Origin of the sequence: Dyella sp. (assembly GCF_035486915.1) — a bacterium.
Lineage (GTDB): Bacteria > Pseudomonadota > Gammaproteobacteria > Xanthomonadales > Rhodanobacteraceae > Dyella_B.
Map to the genome: position 1 here is coordinate 63,508 of NZ_DATHMR010000015.1, position 26,243 is coordinate 89,750.

General features: G+C 58.7%; 27 protein-coding genes. 11 read left to right on the forward strand and 16 right to left on the reverse strand.

Annotated elements, in window-relative coordinates:
* Positions 1–44: 44 nt before the first annotated feature.
* On the forward strand, positions 45–2,615 hold the full coding sequence (gene mutS, locus VK725_RS01460; protein ID WP_325316287.1) for a DNA mismatch repair protein MutS: 2,571 nt from the start codon (positions 45–47) through the stop codon (positions 2,613–2,615).
* Positions 2,616–2,893: 278 nt separating this feature from the next.
* On the opposite strand, the gene VK725_RS01465 is transcribed toward mutS, so the two are convergent.
* Both VK725_RS01465 and VK725_RS01470 read right to left on the reverse strand, forming a co-directional pair.
* The gene (locus VK725_RS01465) at positions 2,894–3,451 is read right to left on the reverse strand and encodes a response regulator (RefSeq protein WP_325316288.1); all 558 of its coding nucleotides are present in this window, start codon (positions 3,449–3,451) and stop codon (positions 2,894–2,896) included.
* Positions 3,452–3,558: 107 nt separating this feature from the next.
* On the reverse strand, positions 3,559–3,963 hold the full coding sequence (locus tag VK725_RS01470; protein WP_325316326.1) for an RNA-binding S4 domain-containing protein: 405 nt from the start codon (positions 3,961–3,963) through the stop codon (positions 3,559–3,561).
* A 99-nt stretch (positions 3,964–4,062) separates the two neighbouring features.
* Between VK725_RS01470 and VK725_RS01475 the strand changes: the two genes are divergently transcribed.
* Positions 4,063–4,671, forward strand: coding sequence for a trimeric intracellular cation channel family protein (locus VK725_RS01475; protein ID WP_325316289.1), 609 nt, complete (start codon positions 4,063–4,065; stop codon positions 4,669–4,671).
* Here VK725_RS01475 and VK725_RS01480 read toward each other — a convergent pair.
* From VK725_RS01480 to htpX, 3 genes are all read right to left on the reverse strand, one after another.
* The gene (locus tag VK725_RS01480) at positions 4,668–5,573 is read right to left on the reverse strand and encodes an AEC family transporter (protein WP_325316290.1); all 906 of its coding nucleotides are present in this window, start codon (positions 5,571–5,573) and stop codon (positions 4,668–4,670) included. The two genes, VK725_RS01475 and VK725_RS01480, sit on opposite strands and share 4 nt — an antisense overlap.
* A gap of 180 nt (positions 5,574–5,753) precedes the next feature.
* A complete protein-coding gene (htpG, locus tag VK725_RS01485) occupies positions 5,754–7,622 on the reverse strand; it encodes a molecular chaperone HtpG (protein ID WP_325316291.1) in 1,869 nt (622 codons plus the stop codon).
* Between the two features lie 96 nt (positions 7,623–7,718).
* The gene (htpX, locus tag VK725_RS01490) at positions 7,719–8,615 is read right to left on the reverse strand and encodes a protease HtpX (RefSeq protein ID WP_325316292.1); all 897 of its coding nucleotides are present in this window, start codon (positions 8,613–8,615) and stop codon (positions 7,719–7,721) included.
* Positions 8,616–8,754: 139 nt separating this feature from the next.
* On the opposite strand from htpX, the gene gluQRS reads away from it, so the two are divergent.
* Positions 8,755–9,621: a tRNA glutamyl-Q(34) synthetase GluQRS gene (gluQRS, locus tag VK725_RS01495; protein WP_325316293.1), complete on the forward strand. Its 867-nt coding sequence runs from the start codon at positions 8,755–8,757 to the stop codon at positions 9,619–9,621.
* A gap of 142 nt (positions 9,622–9,763) precedes the next feature.
* The gene (gene phbB, locus VK725_RS01500) at positions 9,764–10,504 is read left to right on the forward strand and encodes an acetoacetyl-CoA reductase (protein WP_325316294.1); all 741 of its coding nucleotides are present in this window, start codon (positions 9,764–9,766) and stop codon (positions 10,502–10,504) included.
* 40 nt (positions 10,505–10,544) lie between these two features.
* Here the strand turns inward: phbB and VK725_RS01505 are convergent, their stop codons facing one another.
* Positions 10,545–11,330, reverse strand: a complete 786-nt coding sequence (locus VK725_RS01505; protein WP_325316295.1) for a tRNA threonylcarbamoyladenosine dehydratase — start codon at positions 11,328–11,330, stop codon at positions 10,545–10,547.
* Positions 11,331–11,481: 151 nt separating this feature from the next.
* On the opposite strand from VK725_RS01505, the gene VK725_RS01510 reads away from it, so the two are divergent.
* Positions 11,482–11,871, forward strand: coding sequence for a cytochrome C (locus VK725_RS01510; protein WP_325316296.1), 390 nt, complete (start codon positions 11,482–11,484; stop codon positions 11,869–11,871).
* Positions 11,872–11,875: 4 nt separating this feature from the next.
* Here VK725_RS01510 and VK725_RS01515 read toward each other — a convergent pair whose 3' ends face one another.
* The 7 genes from VK725_RS01515 to VK725_RS01545 form a co-directional block, all read right to left on the reverse strand.
* A complete protein-coding gene (locus VK725_RS01515) occupies positions 11,876–13,441 on the reverse strand; it encodes a glycosyltransferase family 39 protein (protein ID WP_325316297.1) in 1,566 nt (521 codons plus the stop codon).
* 328 nt (positions 13,442–13,769) lie between these two features.
* Positions 13,770–14,072 (reverse strand): DUF962 domain-containing protein, encoded by a 303-nt coding sequence (locus tag VK725_RS01520; protein WP_325316298.1) that lies wholly within the window; start codon positions 14,070–14,072, stop codon positions 13,770–13,772.
* A gap of 66 nt (positions 14,073–14,138) precedes the next feature.
* Entirely contained in the window at positions 14,139–15,014 is an 876-nt protein-coding gene (locus tag VK725_RS01525) for a pirin family protein (protein ID WP_325316299.1), read from the reverse strand.
* A gap of 12 nt (positions 15,015–15,026) precedes the next feature.
* On the reverse strand, positions 15,027–16,085 hold the full coding sequence (locus VK725_RS01530; protein WP_325316300.1) for an NADH:flavin oxidoreductase/NADH oxidase: 1,059 nt from the start codon (positions 16,083–16,085) through the stop codon (positions 15,027–15,029).
* Positions 16,086–16,139: 54 nt separating this feature from the next.
* Positions 16,140–16,994 (reverse strand): alpha/beta fold hydrolase, encoded by an 855-nt coding sequence (locus tag VK725_RS01535; protein ID WP_325316301.1) that lies wholly within the window; start codon positions 16,992–16,994, stop codon positions 16,140–16,142.
* Positions 16,995–17,136: 142 nt separating this feature from the next.
* On the reverse strand, positions 17,137–17,346 hold the full coding sequence (locus tag VK725_RS01540; RefSeq protein ID WP_126671912.1) for a cold-shock protein: 210 nt from the start codon (positions 17,344–17,346) through the stop codon (positions 17,137–17,139).
* Between the two features lie 302 nt (positions 17,347–17,648).
* The gene (locus VK725_RS01545) at positions 17,649–17,858 is read right to left on the reverse strand and encodes a cold-shock protein (protein ID WP_126671911.1); all 210 of its coding nucleotides are present in this window, start codon (positions 17,856–17,858) and stop codon (positions 17,649–17,651) included.
* A 456-nt stretch (positions 17,859–18,314) separates the two neighbouring features.
* Here VK725_RS01545 and VK725_RS01550 point away from each other — a divergent pair, with 456 nt between their 5' ends.
* Positions 18,315–18,542, forward strand: a complete 228-nt coding sequence (locus tag VK725_RS01550) for a hypothetical protein (protein WP_325316302.1) — start codon at positions 18,315–18,317, stop codon at positions 18,540–18,542.
* Positions 18,543–18,552: 10 nt separating this feature from the next.
* Here the strand turns inward: VK725_RS01550 and VK725_RS01555 are convergent, their stop codons facing one another.
* Positions 18,553–19,812 (reverse strand): winged helix-turn-helix domain-containing protein, encoded by a 1,260-nt coding sequence (locus tag VK725_RS01555; RefSeq protein ID WP_325316303.1) that lies wholly within the window; start codon positions 19,810–19,812, stop codon positions 18,553–18,555.
* A gap of 164 nt (positions 19,813–19,976) precedes the next feature.
* Between VK725_RS01555 and VK725_RS01560 the strand changes: the two genes are divergently transcribed.
* Both VK725_RS01560 and VK725_RS01565 read left to right on the forward strand, forming a co-directional pair.
* Positions 19,977–20,450 (forward strand): hypothetical protein, encoded by a 474-nt coding sequence (locus VK725_RS01560; RefSeq protein WP_325316304.1) that lies wholly within the window; start codon positions 19,977–19,979, stop codon positions 20,448–20,450.
* A 138-nt stretch (positions 20,451–20,588) separates the two neighbouring features.
* A complete protein-coding gene (locus VK725_RS01565) occupies positions 20,589–21,677 on the forward strand; it encodes a phospholipase A (RefSeq protein WP_325316305.1) in 1,089 nt (362 codons plus the stop codon).
* 51 nt (positions 21,678–21,728) lie between these two features.
* Here the strand turns inward: VK725_RS01565 and VK725_RS01570 are convergent, their stop codons facing one another.
* On the reverse strand, positions 21,729–22,211 hold the full coding sequence (locus tag VK725_RS01570) for a peptidylprolyl isomerase (protein WP_325316306.1): 483 nt from the start codon (positions 22,209–22,211) through the stop codon (positions 21,729–21,731).
* Between the two features lie 189 nt (positions 22,212–22,400).
* Between VK725_RS01570 and dacB the strand changes: the two genes are divergently transcribed.
* On the forward strand, positions 22,401–23,933 hold the full coding sequence (gene dacB / locus VK725_RS01575; protein WP_325316307.1) for a D-alanyl-D-alanine carboxypeptidase/D-alanyl-D-alanine endopeptidase: 1,533 nt from the start codon (positions 22,401–22,403) through the stop codon (positions 23,931–23,933).
* Positions 23,934–23,949: 16 nt separating this feature from the next.
* Here the strand turns inward: dacB and VK725_RS01580 are convergent, their stop codons facing one another.
* Positions 23,950–24,426, reverse strand: coding sequence for a glutathione peroxidase (locus tag VK725_RS01580; RefSeq protein WP_325316308.1), 477 nt, complete (start codon positions 24,424–24,426; stop codon positions 23,950–23,952).
* 99 nt (positions 24,427–24,525) lie between these two features.
* On the opposite strand from VK725_RS01580, the gene VK725_RS01585 reads away from it, so the two are divergent.
* Together VK725_RS01585 and VK725_RS01590 are read left to right on the forward strand one after the other, a co-directional pair.
* The gene (locus VK725_RS01585) at positions 24,526–25,536 is read left to right on the forward strand and encodes a methionine ABC transporter ATP-binding protein (protein WP_325316309.1); all 1,011 of its coding nucleotides are present in this window, start codon (positions 24,526–24,528) and stop codon (positions 25,534–25,536) included.
* Positions 25,533–26,225, forward strand: a complete 693-nt coding sequence (locus VK725_RS01590) for a methionine ABC transporter permease (protein WP_325316310.1) — start codon at positions 25,533–25,535, stop codon at positions 26,223–26,225. The genes VK725_RS01585 and VK725_RS01590 overlap by 4 nt, the downstream gene beginning before the upstream one ends.
* Positions 26,226–26,243 lie beyond the last annotated feature (18 nt).

Sequence of the window (26,243 nt, forward strand, 5' to 3'; positions counted from 1 at the left end):
GGCCGTTGTACCCCTTCAGCGCCACGACGCCAAGACTTGACTAGATGAGCCAAGACGAACTTTCGTTACACACCCCTTTAATGCGTCAGTACCTCGGGGCAAAAGCCGCACACCCGGACGTGCTGCTGTTTTTCCGCATGGGCGACTTCTACGAGCTTTTCTACGATGACGCGCGTAAGGCCGCGCGATTGCTAGACATTACGCTCACGCAACGCGGTCAATCGGCAGGTCAACCCATCCCGATGGCAGGTGTGCCGTATCACGCTGTGGAGAACTACCTGGCCAAGCTGGTGCGTCTGGGCGAGTCGGTGGCGATTTGCGAGCAGATCGGCGATCCGGCGTTAGCGAAGGGGCCGGTGGAACGCAAGGTGGTGCGCATCGTCACGCCGGGTACGGTGACGGATGCGGCATTGCTGGAAGAGCGTCGCGACAACCTTCTGCTCGCCATCGCGGCGGGATCGCATGGCAGCTACGGCCTTGCCTGGGTCGATTTGTCCAGCGGCCGCTTTTTGCTGAGCGAAGTACCGAATGCTGAAGCACTTGCCGCAGAGCTTGCACGATTGCAGCCCGCCGAAACGCTGGTTGGCGAAGATGTCATTTGGCCAAAGCTGGTCAGTTCCCTGCCCGGTTTGCGCAAACGTCCGCCGTGGCACTTCGACAGCGATGCTGCCCGGCGCGAATTGAATCGCTTCTTCCGCACGCGCGATCTCGGCGGCTTCGGCGTCGACAACATGCCCTTTGCGATTGCCGCCGCCGGCTGCCTGCTCGGCTACGTGGAAGAAACGCAGAAGAGCGCGCTCCCGCATCTTTCCGGTATGGCGGTGGAAAGCGCAAGCGAGACGATTGCGCTGGATGCGGCGACGCGACGCAATCTGGAACTGGACACACATCCGAGCGGTCGTACCGAACACACGCTGCTTGGCGTGCTCGATGAAACCGTCACGCCGATGGGCGCGCGCTTGATGCGGCGTTGGCTGAATCGCCCGCTTCGCTCGCGCGAAACACTGCGCCGCCGTCATCAGGCGATCGGTGCATTGATTGAAACGCGTCGCTATGAGGATCTTCGCGATCAGCTACGCGGCATTGGCGATCTGGAGCGTATTCTCGCCCGCATTGCACTGCGTTCGGCACGTCCGCGCGATCTTTCCACCTTGCGCGATGGTCTTGCGGCTGCGCCGGCGCTGCGCGAATCCATTGCGTCGGTGGATAGCCCGCTGTTGCATTCGCTGGTCGACGGGATCGGCGATCACGCTGCGACAGCGGAGCTGTTAACAAAGGCCATCGTGGCGCAACCACCCGTGTTGCTGCGTGATGGCGGTATCGTCGCTGACAGCTACGACGCGGAGCTGGACGAGCTCCGTCGTCTGTCTACGCACGCCGATCAATACCTCGTCGAACTCGAAGAACGCGAAAAAGCCGCTAGCGGCATTCCTACGCTCAAAGTGGGCTACAACCGCGTGCATGGTTATTACATCGAGATCAGCAAGGCGCAATCGGAAAAGGCGCCCACGCATTACACGCGTCGCCAGACAACGAAAAATGCCGAGCGCTACATCACGGAAGAACTAAAAACGTTCGAAGACAAAGTGCTATCCGCCAAGGAACGTTCGCTGATGCGCGAACGTGCTTTGTACGAAGCACTGCTCGACACGTTGACCGAGCACCTTGAACCACTCAAGCATGCCGCCAACGCCATCGCCGAACTCGACGTGCTGTGCACACTCGCCGAACGTGCCGAAGCGTTGGACTGGAATGCACCAGAGCTGGCCGACGTCGCGGGCATCGCGATCGAGCGTGGTCGCCATCCTGTGGTGGAGAAGGTTCGCGAGGAGCCGTTCGAACCAAACGATATCGCACTGGGCGAAGATCGACGCATGTTGGTGATTACCGGCCCGAACATGGGCGGCAAATCCACCTACATGCGACAGAATGCTTTGATCGTCCTGCTCGCGCACATTGGCAGTTACGTGCCGGCCGCGAGCGCAGTGATCGGCCCGATCGATCGCATCTTTACGCGCATTGGCGCGGGCGATGATTTGTCACGCGGCCAATCCACCTTCATGGTAGAGATGAGCGAGACGGCAAACATCCTTCACAACGCCAGTCCGCAGAGTCTGGTGTTGATGGACGAAGTCGGCCGTGGTACCAGCACTTACGATGGTCTCGCCCTCGCTCGCGCCGCCGCGGTGCACCTTGCAGCAACGAGTCGCGCTTACACGCTATTCGCAACGCACTATTTCGAATTGACGGAACTTGCTTCCGAATACTCCACCATTGCCAACGTACATCTGGATGCCGTCGAGTATGGCGATCAACTGGTCTTCATGCATGCCGTAAAGGAAGGTCCCGCAAATCGCAGCTTTGGCTTGCAAGTAGCTGCGCTGGCAGGCTTGCCCAAATCGGTGATTGCAGATGCGCGACGCACGCTGGCGGAACTCGAACGAGGCATGCACGCCCATGTTGCTGCGCCCGCCGCAGCGCCTTCTTCTCCGCAACTCGGGCTGTTCGCTGCGGCGCCTTCCGTTGTCGAACGCGAACTTGAAGGCATGGACCTCGATGCAATGTCGCCGCGCGAAGCACTTGAGGCGCTGTATCGCCTCAAATCGCTTTCGTAAGAGAGATAGCCAAGGACTATGAAAGGGATTGGGAGATTCAAATTCTGTTGGCGTGCTTCATTGCTTACATTGCTTTAAAAGCCAGCCGCCGCCAGCCAACTTCTTTCCCTGCATACAAACCAAATCTTTCTCAATCAAAACACATTGTCGAAATACGTCACATCGACATTGAAAAAGCGACAGGCAAAAAATCGCCGCAGCGTCCCCTCACTGCGGCGTTTCCGTCTGAAGTCAGGCGGTACCTTGGGCTTTACTTGAACGCTATCTGCAGCACAGCCCTAGGCGGCCATACCGGAGACGGTGCTACGGATTTCTTCGTAAGGCGTGACGGATGTGGCTGGCACAGGCGTCGGTAGCGGCATGGGTGCGCGCGCAACAAGGCGACCGGCGCGAACCAGCGCATGAATGCTTTGCTGCACTTCTTTCAAACCGAATGGCTTCTTGATGAAGTCGTCGGCCCCGAAGCGTTGCACATAGAACTGTTCAGTCGCCTGCTGATTGCCGCTGATCATCACGATCGGAATATGACGCGTGAGCGGATCGTGCTTCAGCGCGCGCAACACAGCGAAACCGTTGATGCCCGGCAGCACGATGTCGAGAAAGATCAGCTCCGGCTGCTCGGCTTTGGCGATGTCGATGGCGCTCTCGCCATCTACCGCTTTCTGTACCATGTAACCGTCCTGTCCGAGCATTTTCCCCAGTACGGCCCGGATGGTTGGCGAGTCGTCCACGACCAGCATCCGTGTCCCCAATGCAGCCTGAAGTTGTCGCCCGTTCGGGGCAGCCTCGGCGGCATGGTTGCCAAGCAGACGCTTGAAGAAATTCATTCCGGTCATGATGTACCCCTAAATCCACTGCGACTTCCGCGGCTCTCATGATTTTTGAGAGCCCTCTTTTGGAAGCATATTCACGCAGTTTCATGCGAATTTCTGAGATGTGCTGCTCATGAGGAATCCTTAAGCCGTCGCAATTCTCGACGTTGCTGCTTGTTTGGACGTTTGGGGGGACGATTCAACCCCGCTCCACTCAAGCGTCGCTGCTCTCTTATTTGCTCGCGCGAAACCTTGCTTTCATCGGTTTCACGGTACAGCGTCTGAGCGACAGCAGCCGGTCCGCGAACTTCCGAAAGTGCCAGGATTTCCAGCTCCAAACGCTCTTCACCACGGGTCAAACGGATACGATCGCCCATATGCACCGCCTTGGAAGGCTTGCAGCCGGCATCGTTCACATCGACCTTGCCGCCTTCGATCGCCTGCTTGGCCATGCTGCGGGTCTTATACATGCGGGCAGCCCAAAGCCACACATCGGCCCGGACGTCCTTCTGTTCTTCGTTCGTTGTGTGTTTCATCGGTGGCATTATCGAATCAGAGGCGATCGGGTGCATGGCGACTTCAAGCCCCACTATGCTTGCGCAGGCCTGACGGAATCCAGTGCACAGGGGAACAGCATGCTTCTGTATCTGCTCGATCTGATTGGCGTAGCGGTGTTTGCGGTGAGCGGCGTACTCGCCGCGTCGCGTTCGGGCATGGACCTGCTGGGCGGCCTGGCGCTGGCCGCACTCACGGCCATCGGCGGCGGTACGTTGCGCGATGTGCTGCTCAATCGCCATCCGATTTTCTGGATTCGCGATGCGCGATATCTCTGGGTGATTCTTGTCGCCGCATTGCTCACGATGGCTTACATCAGCTTCTTTCCGCCCCCCGTTTATAGCTTGCTGATCGCTGACGGCTTGGGGCTTGCGCTGTTCGCCATCAGCGGCGCGCAAATTGCCGAGGCCGACAAACATTCACCGTTGATCGTCATCTTGATGGGTGCGATGACAGGCACCGCCGGCGGCATGTTGCGCGATGTGATGAGTGTACGTGTGCCGATGATCTTCGAGCAGGATTTATACGCGACGGCGGCCATCGCAGGCATCGCGGTGTATCTGATACTGCAGAAGCTCGGTTTGCCACGCACGGTCGCGGTCAGCGCAGGTGTGCTGGCGATTCTCGCGTTGCGTATTGCCGCCGTCGTGTTTGGATGGCATCTGCCGCGGTTGCATGCGATGCATTAACTCGCAGGCAGCCACTGATTTCCCAACGGAATCATGATCAGCGACAACACGATGCCGGCGCCAAGTATGGCGTTAGCAAGTTGAGGATCGAGGTCATATTCATCGGCGAGAATGGCGGCAGAAATCATCGGTGCCATCGCCGCTTGCAACACACCCACAGTCAGCACCAAACCGCCCACACCGAGTGAGCGCCCCATCAGCAAGCAAAGGCACGGCGCAATAAAAAGCTTCCAGCCAAGCCCTACGCCAAGCGCACCCGCCTGCCCTTGCTCCAAACCAAAGCGAAATTGCATACCCACAGAGAACAGGGCTAACGGCGTAAGCGTTGCACCCAGCGGCGCGAGCACGCCATGCACGGCGCTGGGCCAACCGCCCATCATGCCGACAAAGATGCCAACGATCAGCGCGACAAAGGCGGGAAAGGTGAGGATACGTTGCACAATCATCCCGGCACTCGCGCTGCGACCGGCGTAAATCGAAGCAACCATCACGCCAGCAGAGGCAAGCAACGGAAAAGTTCCGAGTTGATCGGCGACAACGGCGAGTGAAAGTCCCGCTTGTCCGTGCAAGGCCATCAACATCGGATAACCCATGAATGACGTGTTGCCCAGTCCGCAAACGAGCGTCATCGCACCAATGCGTTGGCGTGACCAGCCTAGACGTGGGCCGATTAAGGCAAATAACAGCCATGCACCGAAGAACGTGACAACCATGGATGCCACGGGAAACCACAGCTGCGTATTGAATTTGACCTGCGGAATCAGATCGAGCACGAGCGCGGGCAGCGCGACGTTGATCACCCACCAGTTGATGCCAGGCACGATGCCCGCGGGTGGGTTCGCCCACCGCTTCACCGCGATGCCCAACACCAGGCAGGCGAACAGGAGAATCAGCGCGCTCATGGATACCCTTCAACAAAAAGGCGGCCGCAGTATAGCGGCCGCCTTGATCGAGTATCTCAGTGAGTTGGCTTGACAATCGCTAGCTAAAGCCAACCAGCCCTTGTTTTTGCTCGTCATTCCGGCGAAGGCCGGAATGACGAGCAAGGGACTACGCATCGCGCGATGCTTTTGCCAGCCGCCTTAACCCAGCAACACGCGATTCATGCGCTGTACGAAGGCAGCCGGATCGGGAAGCTGCGCACCGGCGGCAATCTCGGCCTGCTCCAACAGAAGACTGGCCAAATCCTTCGCCTTAGCCTGATCACCTTCCGCTTCCACGCGCTTCAACAAGGGATGCTGCGGATTGATCTCCAGCGTCGGCTTGCTGTCGGGCATATCGTGTCCAGCTTCGCGCAGCAAGCGGGCCAGATGCGGTGCCATTTCATAATCGGACAACGCCAGGCAGGACGGTGAATCGGTAAGACGTGCAGACACCTTCACGTCCGCAACGCGATCACCGAGCAGTTCCTTGAGTTTCCTCAACAGTGGTTCGGCGGCTTTGCTTGCCTCTTCCTGCTGTTTCTTGCCTTCGTCATCCAGCGGCAAGTCGCCCTTCGCGACGTTGCGCAGCTTCTTGCCTGCGTACTCGTGCAGGCTGCCCAGCATCCATTCGTCGATGCGATCGGACATCAACAGCACTTCAACGCCTTTGGCCTTGAATGCTTCCAACTGCGGGCTGCCCAATGCCGCAGCGTAGCTATCGGCAGTGATGTACCAGATGGTGTCCTGATCCACAGGCATGCGGCTGATGTAATCGTCCAGCGACACTTTTTGCGCGCTGCCGTCGCCCTTGGTGGAGGCAAAACGAAGCAGCTTCGCGATACGTTCGCGATTGGCCTGATCCTCACCAATGCCTTCCTTGAGTGTATTGCCGAACGCCTTGTAGAACGTCTCGAATTTCTCAGGTTCGTCTTTGGCCAGTTTCTCGATCAGATCCAGCACGCGCTTGACGCATGCCGACTTGATGCGCTCCAACTGACGATTGTGCTGAAGGATCTCGCGGCTGACGTTGAGCGGAAGATCGTCCGCATCCACCACACCGCGAACGAAGCGTAGGTAGTTGGGCAGCAATTCTTCTGCCGCATCCATGATGAAAACGCGCTTGATGTAGAGCTTCAGTCCCTTACGCTCGTCGCGACCACCCATCATCAACTCAAACGGCGGCTGCGAAGGAATGTAGAGCAACGTAGTGAAGCTCTGGCTACCTTCGACGCGGTTATGCGTCCAGGCCAGCGCGTCGTTGAAATCGTGGCCGAGCGTTTTATAGAAGCTCTGATAGTCCTCGTCGCTGATCTCGCTCTTGGGTTTGGTCCACAGCGCCGAGGCGTCGTTGACGGTTTCCCACTCGTCCGTCGGCTTGTCGTCTTGCTCGATCGGCATGCGAATCGGGAAGGCGACGTGATCGGAATAGCGTGTGATGAGCGAACGCAATTGCCAGCGTTTGAGGAATTCGTCTTCCTCGGGTTTCAGGTGGAGCACCACGGCGGTGCCGCGTTCCGGCAGATCGATCTGTTCCAGCGAATATTCGCCTTTGCCATCGCTCTCCCATTTCACACCATCGCCAGCAGGCGCACCGGCACGACGGCTCAGCACCGTCACCTTGTCGGCAACTACGAAGGCCGAATAGAAACCTACGCCGAACTGGCCGATCAGGCGGGCGTCGCTCTTTTGCTCATGGCTCATCGCTTCCAGAAAGCGGCGCGTGCCGGAGCTGGCGATGGTGCCGATGTTGGCGACGACTTCATCGCGCGTCATGCCGATGCCGTTGTCGCGCACGGTAATGGTGCGAGCCTGCGGGTCCCAGCTCACATCGATATGCAGCTCGGCATCGCCCGATAGCAGCTCGGGTTTGGCGATGGATTCAAAACGAAGCTTGTCGCAGGCATCTGAAGCATTGGAGATCAGCTCACGCAGGAAAATTTCCTTGTGCGAATACAAGGAGTGCGTGACCAGGTGCAAAACCTGTGCGACTTCGGCTTCGAATTTGCGGGTTTCAACGGGTGCGGTCATATCGGGATGTCTGGATGTGAGAGCGAAAGGAATAACGCGCTTCCGTCACTCGCTCACGCGAACACGACGGAAGCAACCTGGCAAATTCGTTTGTCTTTACTGTGCAGCGCTCTGCAACGCAGCGATACGTTCGTCCAGCGGCGGATGGCTCATGAACAGGCGTCGCAGACCACTCGCCAACGGACCGGAGATACCGAAGGCGGCCATCGTCTTGGGCAAGGTGCTTTCGCCATGATTGAGCTGTAACCGCTGAAGTGCGGAAATCATCGCGCCGCGACCGGCCAGATGCGCACCAGCAGCATCCGCGCGGAATTCGCGCCAGCGCGAGAAAGCCATCACGATCATCGAGGCGAACAGGCCGAAGACGATCTGCAACGCGATCACCGTGAAGAAATAACCAATGCCACCGCCACCGCGGTTGCCGCGGCCACCGGACAACCAGCTGTCGACCAGGCTGCCAACGATACGCGCGGCAAGAATCACCAGGGTATTCAAAACGCCCTGAATCAGCGCCAGGGTCACCATATCGCCATTGGCAACGTGCCCGATTTCATGACCGAGCACGGCCTTGATCTGTTCGCGATCCATCTGCTGCAGCAAACCCGTGCTGACTGCAACGAGCGCGCTGTTCTTGGTCATGCCGGTGGCGAACGCATTCATTTCCGGTGCGTCATAGATGGCCACTTCGGGCATGCCGATGCCGGCGTTCTGCGCGTGCTGGCGAACGGTTTCCACCAGCCAGCGCTCGGCTTCGTTCTGCGGCTGATCGATCACCCGCGCGCCAGTGGACATCTTGGCCATCATCTTGGACATAGCCAGCGAAATGAACGAGCCGCCCATGCCGAAGATGGCCGCGAAGATGAGCAATCCCGTCGTGTTGATGTTACGGCCGTGCATGGCCGCCCACTGATCGACGCCGAAAAGGTGGCAGACGATGCTCAGCAGGAACAGGACGGCGATATTGGTAAGCAGGAAGAGTGCGATGCGGCGCATAGGTTTCTCTGGTCGGTCACACGGCTGGATATGGTAATCCAGCTGTCAGAGATTCGGGCAAAAGTCGTTTCTTTCAAGCCTTAAGAGTGTGTTATCGCGTCGATGCCAGAATCCGAGTCAGCTTCCGTAAAATAAGCCGATGACGTATCGCGGACGCTTTGCCCCCTCCCCGACTGGCCTTTTGCACGCAGGCTCCCTGGCCGCTGCCGTGGGTAGCTGGCTGTGCGCGAAGCATGCGCATGGTCAATGGCTGATACGCATGGAGGATATCGACCCACCGCGCGAAGTGGCCGGTTCTGCCGCGGCCATCCTCGCAGCGCTACCCGCTTTCGGTTTGGTGGCCGACGCCCCCGTCATCTATCAGTCATCGCGCGAGGCCGCCTATGACGTGGCATTTAAGCAATTGAAGCAGGCGCAGCTGGTTTTCCCGTGCTGGTGCAGCCGCAGCGACCTGGCCGCGGCCAATGGCATTCATCGCGATGGCCGCTGCATCGCCGCTCCCGATCCGCATCGCGCACCCGCATGGCGCATGCGGGTGCCTGACGAAGAAATCACCTTTATCGATGCACTGCAGGGCGAACAGCGGCAAAACCTACGCGATGCCGTCGGTGACTTTGTCATTCGACGGGTCGAAGGGTTCTATTCCTACCAGCTGGCCTGTGTCGTGGATGATGCCTCGCAAGGGATCACCGACGTGGCACGCGGCAGCGACCTACTCGATTCCACGCCACGGCAGATCTGGTTGCAGCGATGCCTTGGTTTGCCCACACCGCGTTATCTGCACTTGCCGTTGGTGCTGGATGCCGAAGGGCGAAAGCTGTCGAAGTCGGAACGCTCGCTGGAGATCGACGCATCGGACCCGTTGCCAGCGCTGCGCCGGGCGCTCGCCTTCCTCGCCATCCAGTCAGATCAAAACGCCGTGAATGCAGGGGAATTGCTCGATTCGGCACTGGCGCATTTCGACCCGAAAAATTTGCCGCATTGCAGCGGTCATCGCCTGGCATAACCCGGTATAAAGAACGGTACGCAGCCGTAACATGTTTGCGATACCGGAACCGATATTCTTTCATGCTGTCTGCGTATAACCCCATTTTTTCGCGCCATATGGCACGAAGACTTCCCACGTAGACATTCAAGGAGATCAGGTCATGACACAGCGTACGGCACTCGTTACAGGCGGAACCGGCGGTATTGGTACTGCCATCGTGCGCTACCTGGCCAAACAGGGACATCGCGTCGCCACCAATTACCGCGACGAAGCAAAAGCCAACGCCTGGCACAAGGCCATGACGGACGAAGGCATCCAGATATGCATGGTACATGGCGATGTCGCCGATCCGGCTTCGTGCGAAGCGATGGTCAGCGCGGTGCATCACAAGTGCGGCCCGGTCGATATTCTCGTCAACAACGCGGGCATTACACGTGATACGACCTTCCACAAGATGACATATCAGCAGTGGATGGACGTGGTGAACACCAACCTCAACGCCTGCTTCAACGTCACGCGCCCGTTGATTGAAGACATGCGCACGCGTAAATGGGGTCGCATCGTGCAGATCAGCTCGATCAACGGCCAGAAGGGTCAGTACGGTCAAGCAAACTACGCGGCGGCGAAAGCCGGCATGCATGGCTTCACCATTTCGCTGGCGCAGGAAAATGCACGCTTCGGCATCACGGTGAACACCGTGTCGCCCGGTTACGTGGGCACCGACATGGTGATGGCCGTGCCCGAAGAAGTGCGCGAAAAGATCGTGGCGCAGATTCCGGTGGGGCGCCTGGGTAAACCCGAAGAAATCGCGCATGCCGTGGCGTTCTTTACCACCGAAGAAGCCAGCTGGATTACCGGCGCCAATCTGGCCATCAACGGTGGCCATTACATGGGTTGGTAAAGGCTGGGGTTGGTAAAGGCGGGGGTTGGTGAAGCAGGCGTCAGCGTTCCAGCAGCTTCTCGATCACCTTGCCGACCGCAGCAAACGCAAACGCACCGGTCACATGCGTGGCGGCACCCAAGCCGCCACCGCATGCCAGATTCAACGCATCGCCGCCGGGCGGACGCGTGCCGCACACCGTTCCATCCGGCTGCGGGTATTGCACGTTCTGCAGCGAATACACGGCAGACACGCCGAAGTAGCGATCCGGATTGCGGGGAAACCCGAAGTCCTGCCGGAGCTTCTTGCGGATCAGACTGAACATTGCGTCGTGCTCGGTGCGCGAAAGATCGCGTACGCGAACCTGTGTCGGATCGGTGCGGCCGCCAGCTGATCCCACCGTCACCATCGGCAACTTGCGGCGTCGACACCAGGCAATCGCTTCGAGCTTCACGCGGAACGCGTCGCACGCGTCCAGCACAACGTCATAGCCACGATCCAGCAGCTCATCGAGCGTGGTGGGCGTGAGAAATCGCTCGATGGCTTCCAGACGTATCGCCGGATTGATCGCATGCGCACGCGCGGCGATGACGCCCACTTTCGGCTTGCCATACTCGCCATCCAGCGCGTGCAGCTGGCGGTTGGTGTTGGAGACGCAGACTTCATCGGCGTCGATCAACGTGAGCCGGCCGACGCCCGTGCGTGCCAGCGCTTCCGCTGCCCACGAACCGACACCGCCAATACCGATCACGCACACGTGCGCCTTGGCGAAACGCGCAACGCTGCCTGCGCCGTAAAGTCGTTCGACGCCGTCGAAACGTTCGGTGGGGAAAGCCGCGCCGGTCATGGATAGCCACCGATCGCAGCGTCAGAAACGCAAGGATTCACGCAAGGACCTTCAAGACGTTGATACCCCATTTTAACCGGCCCGTACGCTGGACATGGGGACATATCACTGCGGTATCCTCGGCGCCCATCGTCCCTGGTATGAATAGACCATGCGTGCAGCCCTTTTGATAGTGCTCGGACTGGCCATTGGCATTGTCGGCACAGTATTCGCCATGAATGCACTTGAGGATCGAAATCCGCTGCCGCACGCGATGATGGTGACGATGAACTTCCACCGCCATCAGCTGCAGCAGGCGATTAGAGGACAGCACTGCGATGCATCGGCCACCGTCGAGCAGTTGCAGAGCATGCAGATGCTTTCAAAGGATATTCCGGCCGCTTTCCCGGATGCGCCGCAACCTTTCCTGGACCTCGCCCACCAGCTGCATTCGGCGGTGCAGACCGCCACGCAATCGGCACCGGCCGACTGCCCGGCACTTATTGCCGCGCTGAAGCCTGTGGACAAGGTTTGCGGCGACTGCCACAAGCAGTATCGCTGAGCGATCAGGACCCGGGTTCAGGCTGGACCGCCACGGTTTCTGCCGGGGGCGCCGGGAACATCAGGATCGTGATTTCCTTGCCCTGAGGAATTTCCATGGTCGGCGTGCCAAGGGCCGCGATGCGGTTCTTGAACGCATCCAGTTCCTCGCGCTTGCCCAGTGCCGAACGACCATTTATGGCCCACACACGACTGCCCTGCTTCCAGCGCGCCAGTGCCTCGTCCAGTTGCGAAGTCACCACGGCCGTGGATTCGATCGGCAACGTGCCCTTGGGATTGAGCACCGAAAGCATCGTTGGCGCGTTCGGATCGGACGTAAACACCGTATCGCCAGGACGCACATTCGCTGCCAGCGTCGCCGCGGCCATATCCCAGCGCGGTTTGGTTTCCGTGCGGTAGACAGGGCCAAGATTGACTGCGCCCAGCAGGAACAACAGCGTGATCGCCGCCGGCATGACGCGACGCGGAATTGCCGCGGCACCCAAACCCGCCAGCACAAAGAACGGCGCTGCGCTCCACAGAATGTAGCGCGGCAACAACACAGACTTGAACAGCGATATGACAAGGATCAACAGCGGCAGTACCAGAAACGCCAATATCATCACGCGGCCTTCCTGGCGATTGCGCATGCGATACAAGCCAATACATCCAAGCAACGCCACGAAGCTGCCTAGCACAGGAACGGCGGTAGGCAGCAGCGCAAATCGCACAACGGCAGACATGCGCATCAGGTATACGCTGCTGGCCGTCACCCATAAATGCTTCAGGCTGAGCTCGGGAATCCAGTTGAACTTGTCGATGATGTGGTGATCGCCCGCAGCCATGATGGCGCCGTAGAAAGGCAACGTGCAGGCGATAATCGCAATTACGCTGTGTATCCAATTGCGCTGGAAGCCGATACGCCACACCGGCGAGGGTTCACGGCGAAGCCCACGCCAGATCAAGAACAGCGACAGATTCGAGGCAATCAACCAAGGGGCCGCATCGCCGAGTACATCCAGTGCGGCGATGGAACCAAACACATAAGCAGCCCAACCCAAACGATCTGATTCATGCCGACGTACGTCGAGCGAAGCGCGCAAGGGATACTGCGCAAGACGCACCAGGCCCCACAGCGCAATTGTGATGAGCAACGTAACAAGCGTGTAGGAGCGAGCTTCCTGACCGTACTGCACTTGCAGCGGCGACAACGCCATCAGCAAACCAGCGAACAATGCAGCACCGCGCCCCCCCAGGCGCCGCGCAATCACAAACACCATGATGGCCGACAAGGCACCGAACAACGCCGAAGGAATACGCAACCATGCGTCCGTGGAGGTAAACGGTGTCAGCAACTGCAGCAGCATGAAGTACGTGGGCATGTGCCGATTGCTGAAGCTGTCGACAACCAGATCGCCCAATCCCAGATGCACGCGTTGCGAGGTCAGCGCCTCATCTAGCCAGAGCGGCTGGTGATCGATACGGAACAGCCGAACCGCCAGACCGATAACCAGCACGAACAACATCCAGGCGATATCCGCCCGTGGCCACTTTTCGGCGGATACGAACTTCAGTTTGTTATCGATCGCCATAAACATTCACAGCCGAACAAATTGTTTCGATACCGCGTGTCGTTCGCATGGGTTCATCCTTGGATACCAACGCCGCGCTCCATGACGGACGGGAATCTAACGCGAGCGACATGGATCGGTTGTCAGGTCCATGTGACAGGTTGGTGCGCGTTCAGTCGCCATCGTTCCCATGACTGGCGACCTACGTATGAAAAATCGATACGACCGACGGAAGCGGTGCGTGGGGAACGGCTATTTTGCGCCATTTTTGGGGCGTTGGACGCATGTCATCAAAGCGACACACGGCAGCTGAGCGATAACTTGCTCCAAACCTACGTAAAGGCGCTTTTCAAATCTTTACCTTGCCGCGCAGCACGTGCCAGTACATCACCCAATCGCCCATCAGGCTGTAAAGAGGGTGACTGAAGGTGGCGGGGCGATTCTTCTCAAATACAAAGTGACCGATCCACGCAAACCCGTAACCGGCAACCGGCGCGAGCCACAACCAGACCAGTTTTCCAGATACCAGTGCATACACCACAATCAGCAGCACCAGCGAGCTGCCAATGAAGTGCATCAGGCGGCAACGGCGATCGCGATGCTCGTTGAGGTAAAAAGGATAGAAGTCGCGAAAGCTGGGAAAAGCTGACATGGCACCTTACCGGGTGGACTCCAGTTCGTTCAGCCTAACGCCAACCCGCCTGTCCTGCACCATTGTTCAGCCTGGTAACGGGATGAACTCGTGCTCATCGCCCGGTATTTTGCCGAACCGCTGGGCGGCCCAATCGGCCTTTGCCTGTTCGATACGCTCTCGCGAGCTTGAGACGAAGTTCCACCACAGGTGACGCTCGCCATCCAGCGGCGCACCACCAAACAGCATCAGGCGCGTCGCTTTGTTCGCATGAACCGCCGGTGCCGATTCACCTGCCTGCGTCGCCATCTGCGCAGCGCCTATCGTGAGATCGCCCCATGTGACTTCACCCTCGATAACGTGAACACCACGCTCGGCATGTTCTTCGGGCAATGTTAACGATGCGCCAGTTTCCAGTTGCGCTTCAATGAAGAACATCGGCGCGAATACTTTCACCGGCGATGCTTTGCCGTAAGCGGTGCCCGCAATCAGCACAAGTTGCGCGTCGTTCTGAACGAGGCGGGGCAAACTTTCCGCATCGTGATGGTGAAATTCCGGTGCGACTTCTTCATCGGCACGCGGCAAGGCCACCCACACCTGGATGCCATGCATGCGCTGCCCGCTGCGACGCACATCCGGCGGAGTGCGTTCGGAATGGGCAATGCCGCGTCCTGCGGTCATCCAGTTCACGGCACCTGGCGTGATGTCGGCGAGACTGCCCAAGGTATCGCGGTGACGAATCGTGCCTTCGAACAACCACGTCACCGTCGCAAGGCCGATATGCGGATGCGGCCTGACATCCATGCCTTTACCTGCGGGCAATTCCGCAGGACCCATGTGGTCGTAGAAGACGAAAGGCCCGACGTGGCGTACCTGCAAAACAGGCAACATGCGCCGCACCACAAATCCATCGCCAAGATCGTGCAGGCGTGTATTGTCGATCAAGGTCGGATACGACTGCATGTCCAATGCTCCTTACCAGGCTCGCTGATATTGCTCCGGCGGCGTGAGGCTTGCACCCAATTCCTGCGCAGCACGACGCGGAAAATAGGAGTCGCGCAGGCTGGCGCGGGCAATCAACACCACATCGGCCGCACCGCCGGCAATGATGCCGTCTGCTTGCGCAGGCTCGGTAATCAGGCCGACAGCGCCAGTTGGCATTCCCGTTTCCTGACGAATACGCGCCGCAAAAGGCACCTGATAACCCGGCCCCACCGGAATCTTTACGTGAGGCACAAGACCGCCGCTGGAAGCATCGATGAGATCCACACCCAGCGCCTTGACGTCACCCGCGAGCCGCACACTATCGTCGATCGTCCAACCGCCTTCGGCCCAATCGGTTGACGATACGCGCAGCCACAGCAGTAAATCCGCAGGCCAGACCTCGCGAACTGCAGCAATGACTTCGCGCACGATACGCGTGCGGTTTTCAAAGCTGCCACCGTATTCGTCCGTTCGATGATTGCTAAGCGGCGACATGAACTGATGCATGAGATAGCCATGCGCGCCATGTAGCTCGATCAGCTTGAAACCCGCCTCCTTCGCACGCACGGCGGCCGCGCGAAAATCCGCGATCACTTTGCGAATGCCTGCGGCATCCAGTGCCTGTGGCGTGTGCCAATCCCTGTCGAAAGCAATGGCCGACGGCGCAACGGTTTGCCACGCGCCCTTGTCAGCCGGCAAGGAACCGCCGCCTTCCCACGGGCGAAACACACTCGCCTTGCGGCCTGCATGGGCTAGCTGCATGCCTGGTACAGCGCCGTGCGCTTCGATGAAGGCAGCGATGGGACGCCATGCTTCGCGTTGCGCATCGTTCCAGATGCCGGTGTCGTGCGCTGAAATGCGTCCTTCCGGCGAAACCGCTGTCGCTTCGGTAATCACTGCCCCCGCACCACCCACCGCGCGGCTGCCCAGATGCACAAAATGCCACTGGTCGGGCACACCGTCCGTCGCGGAGTACTGGCACATGGGCGAGATGACGATGCGATTGCGAAACGTCACGCTGCGTTGGATATAGGGTTCAAACAGCTTCATGAGAACACCACTTGAGAGGCGAAACCGCACACATGGCGCCGAACCGGCGCACGATCAAGGCTGGATGGCATCGACAGGCCGAACACTTACATCGCCGATCCATTCGGCCAGCTGTGCAACAAGCGGATTGGGTCCTTTCATCCAGGCGAAGTGATCGGCACGCTGACCCGCCAGACGTTCGGGAGAAACGATATCCACGCGTCGCGGCGCCTTGGGCATCTTGTCGAGCAACCAGTCGAGCGACGCCTGCGGCACCAGCCAGTCGTCACGCAAGCGTAGTGCCAGCAGCGGCACATCGAGTTCGGCAAGCTGGTGATCGAGATCCACATCCATGCCCTTCGCGCGATAACGTCCGGTAAGGCCGCTATGCGACCAGTCGGCGATCAGGCCACGCGCCTCATTGCCGCCGAAACCGATGCGTCGCCCTGGCAAGTGGCCGACCAGACGCGCTAACGGCGAAGCGAGGGAATAGGCGCAGCGGATCATGGCGCGTCGCGGGAAACAACGCCAATACGGCGCGCCACTGGCAATCAAGGTGATGCCAGCCACATCGCGCGGATGAAGGCTGGCGTAGAGACAGGCGAACTGACCGCCAAGGCTATGACCACCCATCCATAGTTTTGCGTTCGGCCAACGCGTTTTTACCTCGGTCACACCAACCGGAATGTCCGCTTCCAGCAACTCGCGATAAGCCCAGTCGCAGTGTCTTCCCGCGCGACGATCGCTGGATCCAATCCCGCGCCATTCGTGCAACGCCATGGCAATTCCATTGGCAGCAAACGCTTCGGCCAAAGGCAGGTAGTGTTTGGCCGGTACACCCAATGCGGGCAACCAGTAAATGACATCGTGAGGGTATTCGCGCGGCTGCGTAACAATAAGTTCGCTGTGCGCGCCATCCCTGGATGTCATGGGAACAACCATGCTCGACGCAACTTGTGTTTGTTTTGATGTGACTAATGCAGACATCGGTGCAGGTTAATCAATGCGCATGACAGATACAAAAAGGCCGGCAAATGCCGGCCTTTTGATCAATAGAGTTATTGCCAATGGCTCAAGCTGGCGCGACTTCGTCGGCCTGCAAGCCCTTCTGTCCCTGCACAACCTTGAAACTCACCTTCTGCCCCTCTTTCAGGCTTTTGAAACCCGTCCCTGTGATTGCACGGAAATGCACGAAGACGTCGGGGCCATTCTCGCGGCTGATAAAACCGAAGCCTTTAGCGTCGTTGAACCACTTGACTGTGCCTACCTCACGATCCGACATGATTCACTCCATTCGTTCGAGCGTTTGACTCTGAGACCAGTCGACCCGCCCGGGCCGACGGCTTACTGGGTATGCTGAAAATCGAATGAAGCGATACGGATAAGTCCGCATCGGGACACGCGGGTTACCAAGCAAACACAGTGGCGTGAGGATAATGATTTTTGTGAATCGATATGTGATGAAAATTTCACATGAGAGCTCACAATTGGAATAAGCCAAAATCAGCTTATTTCCCAATAAAAAAGCCGGGCATTAAGCCCGGCTTTTTTATTTAAATCGATCTATATCGATCTATAAGGCAATTAGGCCGGAACGACTTCATCAGCCTGCAGACCCTTCTGGCCCTGCACAACCTTGAAGCTGACCTTCTGGCCTTCTTGCAGGCTCTTGAAGCCATTGCCCTGGATCGCGCGGAAGTGCACGAAAACATCCGGGCCATTGTCGCGGCTGATAAAGCCGAAACCCTTGGCATCGTTGAACCACTTGACGGTACCGATCTGACGATCAGACATGAAACACACTCCAAAACTAGGATTTTCAAAAAGAGACTCGATCTCCCGCATACGGGAGCCGGCTTACTGGTGTGCTAAGGAAAACCCTAGGGGTGAGCGATGAGGCAGATCGTAATCGGCTGCATCGGGTCACGAAACTCTGGTGACCCCGGCAAACACAGTCCCGCCATCATACCTGCAAATACCGGCATAACGCGAATACATGTTCAAGAAAGACGCACTTTAAGGCTCGCGCTATGCTAGCCATGCTCAATTCGAGCTCAAAAAATAGCATCCATGGAAGCGGCTAATTCGACAGGTATCTTTCGTCTTTCTTACGCGTGCCGGTGGGCTTGCCTCGCCGCCGGGCTGCTGATGGGAGGGTGTAGCCACACCGTCCGTAAGAACCCTACACCGCCTCCCACCCCGCCGTACAAGCAGGCCGTTATCACGGGAATTTCCACCTGTGACGCCTATTTGAATAGCTATCTGACCTGCCATCGTGCTGCGGGCACGTACAACGACGCAACGCTGCAGACGCACTATCAGACGATGACGCAGAGCCTGCAGCACGACGCAAACGATCCACTGGTGCGGCCCTATCTCAATGATCGCTGCGTAGGCCTGACGCAACAGATGACTGCTGCGTTGAACGGACGCTCCTGCGCAACGCAAGCCGCCAGGACCACAACCGCTCCACATTGAACCCAACTCCTTAGGCGCGCCACCGCGCACGCAGCGCACTTGCAACGTGTGCTGGCCGGCACCGTCCGAGCCGAACCTTTGGCGTGCCATGCCACGCAGCCGTTGCGGCAATGGCCTGTGCAATTTCCTCGAGCATGCGCTCGGACGGGTCGATGTCCTGCTCAAGGAAAAGTGCCTTGATTTCGAACACGCCATCACCGCGATGCGCCTTGGCATCGACACGTCCCACCAGTCGACCACGATGAAGCAGAGGCAGCACGTAGTAGCCGTACTGGCGCTTTGCTTCTGGCAGGTAGCATTCGATGGTGTAGTCGAAGCCGAACATCCCACGCAAACGCGCGCGATCCCACACGATCGGGTCGAATGGCGAAAGCAGGGTCGTATGCGTTGCACGCAAACGTCCGAGGCGTGCCTTGTCCAATAGCTCGGCATGATCGGCATGCACATAGGCGAGGCTGTCCCAACCGGATACCTGCACACTCAGCAACTCACCCGACGCAACCAGCGCAGCAAGTTCGCGATCATCCACCGAGGGTTTCAGGCGAAAGTAGTCCGCAATCCATCGTGCCTGGGTGATGCCAAGTGCGCGCACGCTCTCAAGGACAAAGCGTTTGCGTAAATCCGATGGCGACAATGCATAGGCCACTTCATCGTAAGGTGGATCAAGCTTGGCAAGCACACGTTCGGCCAGATCGTATACGCGCTGGAAGCGTTCGCGCCGCGTCACCATCAATTCACCGGACGCAAACCACGCTTCCAGCCATTTCTTTTCCGGCTTCCATTCCCACCAGCCCGAAACGCCGCGATCTGCGCGCTCGAAATCGGATGCGCGAACCGGGCCCGATTCACGAATGCGTGCAAGAAGATTTTTCATCTCCTTTGCGTGACTATCTCTGGTGCGCGCAGCATGACGATCGGCCCAATGACTGCTTTCCGCTTGCGATCGCCATGCGCGATGAAAACCGACATCCGATGCCGTGATGAAACACGCTTCATGCGCCCAGCATTCTGCAATACGGCCCTTTTCCAGCGCTTCTTCCAGCCATGTGGCCGGATAATCGCCCAGGCGTGCATGCAACACCAAATAAGGGCTTCGCGCCACGACATGAATGCTGTCGATCTGCAACAGGCGCATGCGCTGAATGGTTGCCAACAGGTCGTCCCGACGCGCGCGCCGCTTGGATGGCTGCAACAGACCTTGTGCTGCAAGGTGCAGCGCACGCGCCTGCACAAGCGACAAGGGACGAATGCCAGATGAAGATTCGCTCAACGGATGTACGCCTTCACACGATCGTGACTCATATATTGTGCTGGCATTTACAACGTACTTGCTAACGTCGAAACAAGCTTGAAATGGCCGGGGCTATCGACGGTCATGCATTGGCAGGAAGCAGCTCCCCGGCAGTTCAGGCATTTTTGCATGGAGCTACGACGATGAAACCTCGCACCTTACTTCTCGCTTCTATGATCAGCACGGGTCTGCTTATGTCGGGCGCGGTCATCGCGCAAGACCAGACCATGCAACCCACCGCAACACCGCAGAATACGGTGCAGCAGCCTACAACAGCACCGCAAACCTCTGCGGCGCAGCAGCCATCGGCGGCGGCCCAGAACTCGACCATGCAACCGCCCTCAGGGGCCCCGGTCGCTACACAAGGCAACTCGACAACTAGCAGCGCCACCTACAACTCATCGCAAGGCCAGCTGACGGTCAACTCGAAAACGGGCAACGTGCCTTCGACCGCCTCGCCACCGTCCTTTGAGCAGCTTTCGGGCGGTTCGAAGATGATCACCCAGGAACAGGCTAAGGCTTACCCTCCGCTGGCCAATGACTTCATCCATGTCGCGGGTCATAGCGACCACATCACCAAGAGCCAATACGAGCACTGGCTGCAGAATTTGAATTGATGAGCAGCGATGACACGTGATGAAACGCGTCTGCCGGCCGTTGCCTTTCGCAACGGCCGGTTTTTTTTGATTTATCCACATACAACATGATTAAACTGGCGGCCACACACGCAGGATCGGCGTGCTGGGGAGTCGCTCATGAGACCGTGGTTCAACCGCCTGATTGCTGGAGTGTGCGTCGGGGCGGCCTTTTCGCCAGCCCACGCGCAGAACGCCAACCCGACGGATATTCGCGCCTGCACGGGCATCGAGAGTGATGCACAGCGACTGGCGTGCTACGACCGCGCAACGGGACGCACGCAGATGCCTGCCGCGCAGAAACGCACGGAGCCTGCGGCATCGTCACCGTCGAATGTGTTTTCCAGAGCAAATGTCATCGCCGCTACGCCCGTGCCGAATGGGAAAGCGGCGCCGCTTTCGCTGCTCGACAGCCGCTGGGAATTATCGCCCGACAGCAAGCTCGGCACGTTCAATCTGCGCGGCTACAAACCCATCTACGTCTTGCCGGTTTTTGCGACGAGCAATCAGAACAACCTGCCCTCCAGCCCCAATCCGGTGAACACGGTGCAAACCCCGCTGGGGATGCAGAACCTGGAAAGCAAGTTCCAGATCAGCCTGAAAACCAAGATCTGGCAAGGTGTATTCGGCGATGTCGGCGATCTGTGGGTGGGCTATACGCAGGATTCGTACTGGCAGGTCTACAACTCGAAGGAATCGCGTCCGTTCCGCGAGACGGATTACGAGCCCGAAGCCATGCTGGTCTTTAACACCGATTACCAGGTGTTCGGCTGGGATGGGCGACTGCTTAGCATTGGCTTGAATCATCAATCGAACGGTGAGTCCGATCCGCTATCGCGCAGCTGGAATCGCGTGATGGGACAAATCGGCTTCGAACGCAGCGGCTGGACGATCGTGTTCCGCCCGTGGTGGCGCATCCCCGAGCAGGCGGCGGACGACAACAACCCGGATATCAGCAATTACATGGGCCGCGCAGATGTCCAAATCATCCACGAATGGAATGGCCAGGAATTTGGACTGATGTTGCGCGATTCGTTGCGCGGCGGCAGCGAGCAGCACGGTGCGGGACGATTCACGTGGAGCTTCCCGATCGTGCGCAACCTGCGCGGCTACGTGGAATTCTTCAAGGGATACGGCGAGAGCATCATCGACTACAACCACAACGCGACCTATGTGGGCGTAGGTATCTCGCTGCTGGACTGGTACTGAAATGGCGCAATCCGATGGAACCTCCAGCGGGTTGCGCCAGATATCAACGGCTTAGTGGTGATGACCACCCGGGCCATGCACATGGCCGTGAGCAAGTTCTTCCGCGCTTGCCTCGCGCACTTCGGTCACTTCAATGTCGAAATGCAGCGTCTGACCGGCGAGCGGATGGTTGCCGTCGATGTGCACCTTCTCGCCATCGACCTTGGTTACCGTCACGTTGATCACGCCCTGCGGACCATGACCCTGAAACTGCATGCCCGGCTGGATGTCTTCCACGCCCTGGAAGGCTTCACGCGGGAGTTCCTGCATCAGTTCCGGGTGATGCTCGCCATAGCCTTCTGCCGGCGCAACCTGGACCTTGAACTGATCGCCAGCCACGCGGCCGGCCATCGCCTTCTCCAGACCCGGCACGATCTGGCCGGTGCCCTGCATATAGGTCAGCGGCTCGCGGCCCTGGGAGCTGTCGATGACCTGACCGTCGTCGCCGGTCAGCGTGTAATGGAAAGAGGCAACGGTCTGGTCGGCAATCTGCATGATGATCTCGTAAAGGTAAAAAGCGCCGGCCTTCGCCGACGGATTGCCTAGGGTACCACCCACACCATGGGTGCCGGAAACGTGCGAAATTGTGTCTGCATCTGCCCTGCATCGTGCGGGGATTTGACCGTATAAAGCTATCGTGAAGCGTCTCCGCTTCAGCGATACTGCGCACATGGAGGCCCTCCCATGCGATACCTGTTTCGATTGGGTGCAACCTGCACGCTGATCGGAGCCGTGATGACGATGCCGACAGGCATCGCAGCTCCCCCTTCGGCCGTCGTCAGCACGGCGACCCAACAGCAACTGGCTAGCGAGATCGATACGCAAATCGACCAGCCGCGTTTTGCTTCCGCGCGCTGGGGCATTTCCGTGGTCTCGCTCGACAGTGGCCACACGCTGTACGCGCGCGATGCCGATCGCCTGCTGCAACCGGCTTCGACCGCCAAGCTTTACACCGCTGCATTCGTGCTCGATACGCTTGGTCCCGATTACCGCATTCCCACGCAGCTTGTCGCTATCGGCCCCATCGAGCACGGACGACTGAATGGTTCGCTGATGCTGCGTGGCATGGGCGATCCGACCTTGGATACGCCCGGCACCAACAGCGACTGGGCCGATCAGCTCGCCACGCAATTGGCCGCCAACGGCGTGCATGAGGTGCACGGCGATCTCGTCGCAGACGATAGCTATTTCGAGGGCCCACCCATTGGGTCCGGTTGGGAAGCACGCGATCTGCAAAGCTGGTTTGCGGTGCCGGCTTCGGCATTGAGCGTGCAGGAAAATGTCGTCGATCTGACGGTGTCGCCAACGGGCATGGGCGGCACTGCATCGTTGACGTTCGATCCGCGAGGGTCCATGCCGCACGTCATCAATCGCATCGTTACCGGCACCCGCAATGACATAAATCTGTATCGCGCGCCCGGCGATTCAACGCTCTACGCGTTCGGCACCATTGCACAACGTTCGGAGCCGCAGAATTTCAAGCTCGCCATCGCTGATCCAGCATGGTTTGCAGGAACGCTTTTGCGAGAGGCATTGAGTCGACACAGCATACGCGTTGATGGCACCGTTCGTGTGCAGCATTGGCCGCAGCAAAGCGCGGTCGATCCTGACAAAGGCACAGTCGTCGCACAGGTTCTGTCGCCACCGGTGATGGAAGTGCTATCGCGCGGACTGAAGCGCTCGCAGAATCTCTATCTGCAAAACTTGCTGCAAATCGCCGGAGTCAAGCAAAAAGCTGCGGCAGAGCAAGCGGGCGATCCCGATGCGGGATTCCTCAGCTCCGAAGCGTGGGGAACACGCGCCATGCACGAGTTGCTCAATCACATCGGCATTTCACCCGACACCGCTCAGATGGAAGAAGGCGCAGGTTTATCGCGACAGGATCTGGCCACACCCAACGCCATGGTCCGCCTGCTCACTTACCTCGCCAGCCAGCCTTACGGTGCGGATTTGCGCGATGCACTGCCAAATGCGGGCGTCGACGGCACGCTCGAATTCCGCATGCGCGATACGCCGGCCATGGGCAACGTGCACGCGAAAACGGGCAGCATGACGTATGTGCGCTGCATGGTCGGATACGTGACGACAGCATCCGGTGCGCATCTGGCATTCGCCATCATGCTCAACAATTACGTGCAAGATGCAGACGAGCCCAGTCCAAGTCGCAATCTGGATGCGATTGTCGAATTACTGGCGGCGTATCAGGGACACGGCTGAACGCCGCCGTATCCAATCAGCGTTTCTGCAGATCCTTGCCGATCTTTTCCGGCGTATCGGTGGGCGCATAACGCTTGACCACGTTGCCTTCGGCATCGATCAGGAACTTGGTGAAGTTCCACTTGATCGCCTCGCTGCCAAGCAAACCTTTTTGCTCTTTCTTCATCCATTTGTAGAACGGATGAGCGTTGTCACCATTCACCTCGATCTTGGCGAACATCGGGAAGGTGACGTCGTAGCTGGTGGAGCAGAAGTTCCTGATTTCGGCCTCGTCACCAGGCTCCTGGTGACCGAACTGATCGCAGGGGAAGCCCAACACCACCAGTCCCTCGTCGCGATGGCTGCGCCACAGCTCCTCCAGACCCTTGTATTGCGGCGTAAATCCACATTTGGACGCGACATTCACCACCAGCATGGTTTTGCCGCGCCAGGCACCGAGAGATTGCTCTGTGCCATCAATATCGCGTGCACTGAAGTCATAGGCCGTCGTCATGCTAATCGCTCCGGGTGATATGCATAGGGCAGTCTACTTCAAACCTATCCTGCCTCGCTGGCATAGAATGCGCGTTCTGGCCACCGCGCAGGATTTGCCGTGATCCGCTTTGTTGATGTCCACAAGTCCTACCGTGTCGACGGCAAGGATGTTCCGGCGCTCGAACCCTTCGACCTCGATATCGCCGATGGCGAGGTGTTCGGCATCATCGGGCATTCCGGCGCGGGAAAATCGACGCTTATACGGCTCATCAATCTGCTGGAGCGTCCTAGCGGCGGACGCATCCTCATCGGCGATACCGATATAGCCGCCCTGCCCGATCCGGCGCTACGCGCGGCGCGCCAGAAGATCGGCATGATCTTTCAGCACTTCAATCTGCTGTCGTCGCAAACCGTGTCGGAAAACATTGCCTTTCCGATGCGCATCGCGGGTGAGAAAGACGCCCGTGTGCTCCGTGCACGTGTTGACGAGCTGCTGCAACGCGTTGGCCTTACCGCGCACGCCAACAAGTATCCGTCGCAACTCTCGGGTGGACAGAAGCAACGCGTAGGCATTGCACGCGCGCTGGCCAATCGTCCCTCCCTTCTGCTTTGCGACGAGGCCACCAGTGCGCTCGATCCGCAAACCACGGCATCCGTGCTGGATCTTCTCGCGGAAATCAATCGCGAGCTGAAGCTCACTATTGTACTGATCACGCACGAGATGGATGTCGTGCGCCGGGTATGCGATCGCGTTGCGGTGCTGGATGCGGGTCGCATTGTCGAACAAGGCACGGTCGCCGATGTTTTCCTGCACCCGACGCATGCGACCACGCAGCGTTTCGTACGCGAAGCATTACCCGAGGAAGCCGCCGGCGAAAATGTTCCCTATCAAAACGTACAAGGCCGCATCATGCGTTTGTCGTTTCGTGGCGACACCACATGGTCGCCAACGCTTGGGCGCGTGACGCGCGAAACCGGCATCGACTTCAACATCCTTGCCGGGCGCATCGATCGCATCAAGGATCTGCCTTACGGCCAGCTAACCCTGGCCATGCAAGGCCCCAATGTGGACGCTGCCTTGCAAGCGCTACGCGCCGCTGGTATCGAAGTGGAGGAACTCGCACGATGATCGCCACACACCTTCCGTTGCTGCAAACCCTCTTCCCGAATATAGACGATTGGGGTGAGTTGGGGCAGGCATGCATCGACACCTTACTAATGCTCGGCGGCTCGTTGTTGCTCACCGTTGCGATCGGTTTACCGCTCGGCGTGCTGCTCTTTCTTACCGGCAAAAATCAGCTGCACGCGATGCCGAAACTATATGGCGGCCTTTCGCTTGTCGTGAATGTGCTTCGCTCGATTCCATTCATCATCCTGATGATTGTGCTGATGCCAGTCACTTATTTCCTGGTTGGCACAAAGCTCGGCATTCGCGGCGCGATCCCCCCGCTGGTGATTGGCGCAGCGCCCTTCTTTGCGCGTCTCGTGGAGACTGCCTTGCGCGAAGTGGAGCACGGCGTGATTGAAGCCTCGCAAGCCATGGGCGCGACGACGTGGCAGATCGTGCGCCACGTGCTACTGCCTGAAGCACGCGCCAGTTTGTGGGCGGGTGTCACGGTCACCGCGATTGCGTTGGTCGGTTACACGGCCATGGGCGGTGCCATCGGCGCGGGCGGTTTGGGCGATCTGGCGTATCGCTATGGTTATCTCAGCTACAAGTCCGATTACATGGTCGTCACCGTTCTACTTCTCATCGTCCTGGTTCAGCTTCTGCAGATGCTCGGTGATCGGATCGTGGCCCATTACAGCAAGCGCTGACGTGGCGATCTGAACGGC